This window comes from Oleiphilus sp. HI0123 (genome assembly GCF_001635315.1).
The window spans coordinates 1-5,356 of sequence record NZ_LWGE01001888.1; the positions used below are offsets into that span (position 1 = coordinate 1).

At 43.6% G+C, this 5,356-nt stretch carries 7 protein-coding genes; 3 read left to right on the top strand and 4 right to left on the bottom strand.

Annotated features, from left to right (window positions below):
• A partial coding sequence (locus tag A3761_RS25150) for a hypothetical protein (RefSeq protein WP_156492125.1) occupies window positions 1-284 on the bottom strand: 284 nt, incomplete at its 3' end.
• 303 nt (window positions 285-587) lie between these two features.
• Here A3761_RS25150 and A3761_RS25155 point away from each other — a divergent pair.
• The 3 genes from A3761_RS25155 to A3761_RS26435 all read left to right on the top strand — a co-directional run bounded on the left by A3761_RS25155 (window position 588) and on the right by A3761_RS26435 (window position 2,725).
• Window positions 588-1,142: an NnrU family protein gene (locus tag A3761_RS25155; protein WP_068514618.1), complete on the top strand. Its 555-nt coding sequence runs from the start codon at window positions 588-590 to the stop codon at window positions 1,140-1,142.
• A 78-nt stretch (window positions 1,143-1,220) separates the two neighbouring features.
• A complete protein-coding gene (locus A3761_RS25160; protein WP_068514622.1) occupies window positions 1,221-2,468 on the top strand; it encodes an alpha/beta hydrolase in 1,248 nt (415 codons plus the stop codon).
• A 113-nt stretch (window positions 2,469-2,581) separates the two neighbouring features.
• Entirely contained in the window at window positions 2,582-2,725 is a 144-nt protein-coding gene (locus tag A3761_RS26435) for a hypothetical protein (protein ID WP_156490390.1), read from the top strand.
• Between the two features lie 63 nt (window positions 2,726-2,788).
• On the opposite strand, the gene A3761_RS25165 is transcribed toward A3761_RS26435, so the two are convergent.
• From A3761_RS25165 to A3761_RS25175, 3 genes are all read right to left on the bottom strand, one after another.
• Entirely contained in the window at window positions 2,789-3,895 is a 1,107-nt protein-coding gene (locus A3761_RS25165; RefSeq protein WP_068514624.1) for a YafY family protein, read from the bottom strand.
• Between the two features lie 25 nt (window positions 3,896-3,920).
• Window positions 3,921-4,703, bottom strand: coding sequence for a TSUP family transporter (locus tag A3761_RS25170; protein WP_068553420.1), 783 nt, complete (start codon window positions 4,701-4,703; stop codon window positions 3,921-3,923).
• A 5-nt stretch (window positions 4,704-4,708) separates the two neighbouring features.
• Window positions 4,709-5,356 (bottom strand): GTPase (locus tag A3761_RS25175; protein WP_197473263.1); only part of this gene is annotated, 648 nt, incomplete at its 5' end.

The following is a 5,356-nucleotide window of genomic DNA, read 5'->3' on the forward strand; positions in this document are numbered from 1 at the left end:
AAAGTGTCGTCACGCTCGTATTCGGTGATGAGTTCGTCAAAGGCATCAAAGTTATCGTCGGTTAAGCCGTACTGGTCTTCAATTTTAATGAGTTCAGCTTCTTTCTTTTGTAGATCATTATGAAACAGTATCTCGGCGCATTGATAGCGTACGCTATAGTCGGCGTACTGTTCTTTGCTCATGAGCGGGTTGGCGAAGCTATTGGGCGAAAAAAGAGTGATAGCGATAGTGGTGCATAGAAAAACATGTGAAGCACTTAACGAGCTGGTTAAGGTACGAATCATTCAGATCTCCGAAGCAGGTTGATAGGGCTAAAAACTCGCGGCGAATTATAGTTAACTATAATTTTTAGTGTGTTAAGTCTTGTTATTTAATGTAAGGCTATGTAGGTTTTAACCGTAATTGTTGCCGATCTGAGGCTTCCTTAAAGGGCGCTGCTTTAACTTCCATATTTGGCAAACTGTGTTTTAGATGCTGAATTCATCAGTATAGGGCTAGCATTTAATAGTGATGATCTCTTATCCTCTGCACTGGAAAATAATACAAACAAAATGATGACCTGAATAAACGCCCTGGGAGACAGATTCGTGACCACACTACTTATTGGACTGATTATTTTTATCGGTATTCATCTTTTACCTACCTTGCCCGAATTGCGACAAAAATATATCGATAAACTTGGAGAACTGCCCTACAAAGGCATATTTGCGGTGATTTCTATAGCAGGTTTTGCTCTGATTATTATGGGTAAGGCCGATGCTCCGTTTATTTCTATTTGGCAACCACCACAGTTTTTGTCACACCTGACCAAGCTTCTGATGCTGCCTGCATTTATTTTGCTTGTTGCGGCCTATATCCCTTCCAACATTAAACGTAGAGTTCGTCACCCAATGTTAGCTGGCGTAAAATTGTGGGCTTTGGGGCACCTGTTAATCAATGGTGATGCGGCTTCAATTCTGTTATTTGGTGGTTTTCTTGCCTATGCTGTAATAGATATGATTCGTGCGAACAAACGGTCAGAATGGGTCAAGCCGGAACCTAAGCCAGCCTATATGACATTTGTTGTTATAGGTGTCGGCGTGATCGCCTATGGTGCTGTCGCGATGCACCATATGCAATTGTTTGGCGTGCCGCTTTTCTAGGTACGTTACGTTTCTTTAGCGAAAGTCTTTTATAGTGTGATTTTGCGGCAAAGCTATCCCTAAGTTGAGGTGGTAAATATGGCGACGTTTGTATTCTTTGTATTCAGTCTCTTGTGTTTGGCAATGGCTGTTAATGTATTGCGTCCCCATTACTCTCATCCGAAATGGATAGTTCTTAGCTTTTTGCTGGGCTGGCTGACCGGAGAGCTGGCTTTGCACGTTATTGCATTTCAGTTGATAGTTGTCTTCCTCTTTGTTGTTTTTGGTGCGGTCGACAGTTTTATTCCAGCCGTGTCATTAGTGATATGTGTGCTTTCCTGGCTGTTTCTAAGTTACCACTATTTTTCTGGTTACAAAGCCAAAGGTCTGATGGATCAGATCGTTATTCCTCATCGTCGTAAGGAAGATAATAGCTCCTGGAGCCGTCATGAAGAGCTTGATACTTTTCGGCTGCTTTATCCCTTCTACAGTTGGACAGATCCCGGTGTGCAAAATATTAAAGACGTCGTTTACCATAAAGTTGATGGTATGAATCTGAAGCTCGATATTCGCCGAGCAAGAACGACCGCCAATTTTGCGCCGGTACTATTTCAGATTCACGGCGGTGCCTGGACTCATGGTTATGGCAGCAAAAAGGAGCAAGGTATTCCGCTTATGGTGGAAATGGCTAAACGGGGTTGGATTTGCGTAGCCATTGACTATCGGCTAAGTCCGAAGGCGACCATGCCAGAGCATATAATCGACTGCAAAAGAGCCTTGGCTTGGGTGAAGGAGCATATTAAGGAGTATGGTGGTAATCCTGACTTCATCGTAACAACAGGGGGCTCTGCCGGTGGCCATTTATGTTCTTTGCTCAGTCTGAGCGCCAATGATGAAAGTCTACAACCTGGCTTCGAAGATGTAGATACCAGTGTGCAAGGTTGTATTCCCTATTATGGTATTTACGACTTGATGAATGAGCAGAATCTGCAACTGACGGTTGGCCTGGATATCATCATGCGCAAGAATATTATCAAACAGACAAAACAAGAAAATACCGAGATATATCGTCATATGTCGCCGATCAATCACATTAATGAAGCGGCACCTCCTTTCCTCATCATTCATGGCGATAAAGATTCGCTGACGTCTCTAGGGGAAGCGCAATACTTTGCCAGTCGGCTAGATGAAGTGTCTAAGCAAAGTGTGGAGTTTGCCGAGATCGCGGGGGCGCAACACGCCTTTGATGTATTCTCTTCGCTACGCAGCGACTATGTATTATTAGGGGTTGCTGAGCGTCTTGAGCAATGGCATCGAGATTTTCTTAAGAAAAATAAAGGAAATTAAAGAAAACTCCTATTTAGCGACAAAATATGTCGCTCCGCTCCATATTATAGATCCTGTACTTACTTAGCAGCACACATTAAATGCTGCTGACCTATATCATCAGGAGATCTAATATGTTCAGAATTAACGCATTCACTCAAAAAGGCACTAAGTTTCGTTTCCGCATCAAAAGCGACAACATTCATAATGTTCGTGACACTTTAAAAGAGATTTTTGAAGGTCAGGATATGCGTTTGGTACTGGTTGAGCCAGTTTAATAGAGGAAGTATGTATTGACGCTAGAGCCAATAGTTTCATGCTTATCTCGTTTAAACTTAATGTCAGTGTTGACGCTTTATATAGTTCGCCCGTATCAAGTCGATGTTATCGATAAGGTCCTGTTTGATGATGTCGGGCGATATCACTTTGGCCTGAGGGCCTAATGACATTAACCAGTTTCTGAGTTGAACCGTGCGCTTAGTTGTAGCACTTAAGCTCCAGTCATCATCGTGAGCGTGATGTAGCTCCTGATCGTGACTGATAGGGTTGTCGTGTAAGTCTTGTATTAAATTGCTGTGTTTTCCCGTCGTAATACTCAGCTCCAGGGTGTAAGTCTGAGCGTCTTGAAAGTCGATTAAGACATCCATATTTCCTTGATCTAGATAGCTTTTTAGCTCGAAATCTTCAGGCACCGCATTTGCGTGACTGCTAACACTTAAGTCACTTATCTTATGAATCAAGAAACTTCGAAAAGCCTCATCGCCCTTTTGCATGTCACCTTCCTTCTTGGCGACTAAATATATTTTCGGCAGCATAATCGCAACGCCGAAAGGATGAACCTCATAATCTTTGAGTTTTCCTTGGCTTTGATAGCTTAGTATCAGGCGTTTGCGATGAAGGATAGCGCTGTATATCCGGTTTAGCATTTCCAGGTCAAAATCGGCAGCCTTTAACTGTTGCCCGCGTTGGAAAAATTCTACGGCGCTAGTCAGGCGTTGATAATGCTTGGGGGAAATCGACTTCTCTTGTTTTAGAAGCTTGTCTTGAGCTTCCTGAAAAATAGATTTAAGGACATTCTGAGTATCAACAGGTAAGACTTGCTTCAGATGCTTTTGGCTTATGGAGAGTGCCAATGCCATGTAGTCAGGCATTTTCTCAAAACTGTAGCCAATAAGAGAATAAGGGTCGAGACGCCAGAGCCGGCTCTTTCCCAGGCCTTTTTCAGTGCTTAGGCCAAACTCGTTATGGTAGTCATTATCGTCTATTTCGTCACCGAGTAGGAACTTCAAGTCACGTTGTACGAGTCTAAACTGGCTTTTTGCTTTGGAGGCCTGAGTATCCAGATAGCCTGCATCACTCAAATGCTGAATAATTTCATCCGTGCCGATGGCGAGGTGCTGCGACTTCAAATAGTTGAGTATTTCTAATCTTCTAAGAAAGGTTTGCATTGGTCCTCACTTTCAATACGGTGGCTTATTGCAAAGCGCGCAACAAACCAATAAAACTGACGAGCAGTAAGACGCTACCCATTACGCGATAGAATACGACTGAGTCGGTTTCTTGTAGTTTTCGGTGAAACTTTAAACCTAACAGGTGGCCAAGAGCCGCGCAGGGTAGCAGCCATAGTTGGTGGGTTAGCTGGAAGTCGACATTCAGATAAATAAAAGCTGCGACTTTGATCGACACCAAAATAAACCATAGGGCAAATAAGGTGTCTCGCAGCTGCTCCTTCTTAACATGTGAGGCGAAAACAGCTGTTAATAAAGGAGCCCCGATGAGTGAGGTACCACTGACGTAACCACCGAGCATTAAAAAAGTGATATCCAGCGACTTAAAACGGCTCTTAAAGGGCTTGTTAAAAATATAAGTGACGGAATAAACCGCGACGATAGAAAATATTATTAAACCCATTACGGTAGCAGGCAAGGTTATGAGCCCAAATACGCCAATAATCTTAGGAATCAGCATAATTAGAAGCGCACGCTTTAGATAGGGCCAATCAATAGCTGATTCGTCTTGTGCGCCCTGGTGTGCATATTTCTTGCGAATCTTGTGATTTTCAAAAAATATTAAGCCCGAAAAGAATAGCAACTGAAGCGAAATGATTGGCAGGTAAAGCAAAGGGTCATTGTGAATTAACAGTAGGAAGGGCAGTGATAGTACTGCTCCCCCAAAGCCTAAGCCTGAACGCACAAATCCACTCCAAATAAAGGTGAGAGCGATTAATGCACACTGAACAAGGCTAAGTTCTGACATTATCTTTAATCAGCGTCCTGATTACGTTTTTCCTTTGCCTCTTCTTCAGCCTGGCGCTTGGCTTCAATCATGGCGCGGAACTCAGCAAGTTCTCGTTCCATCATTTCTGGAGTCTCGAGGCAAATCTGGCCTAGCTTGCCTGAACGTAATTCATTTAGAACAATAGTTGCGGCTTGATATAAGTCGACAATACCACCCGCCCTTAGGCAGCCCCGTTTACTACCGATAAGTTTTAATAACTCCAGCTTATCTTGCTGAAGATCAAAGGTAGAGAAGTCGAGCTTGAAGCGAGTTGCCAAGGCTTCTGGGTAATGGTTTGCCAAATGCTCCAGGGCAAAAATAGCGACGGATTCATATTCCATTGCGGTGTCTTTAACCGCGCCTGTTGCCGCTAAACGATAACCACAGGTTTCGGGTTCGAGTTTTGGCCAGAGTACGCCAGGGGTGTCCGAGAGAACGATGCCGTTATCAAGGTTTATCTTTTGCTGGCGCTTTGTCACCGCAGGTTCGTTGCCAACTTTTGCAATAGCTCGGCCGGCGATGGAATTAATCAGGGTAGATTTACCGACATTGGGAATGCACATAATCATGGCATTTATGGGCTTATCTGAATCTTGACGATGTGGTGCGAGTTTTCGACATAAGTTGGCGAT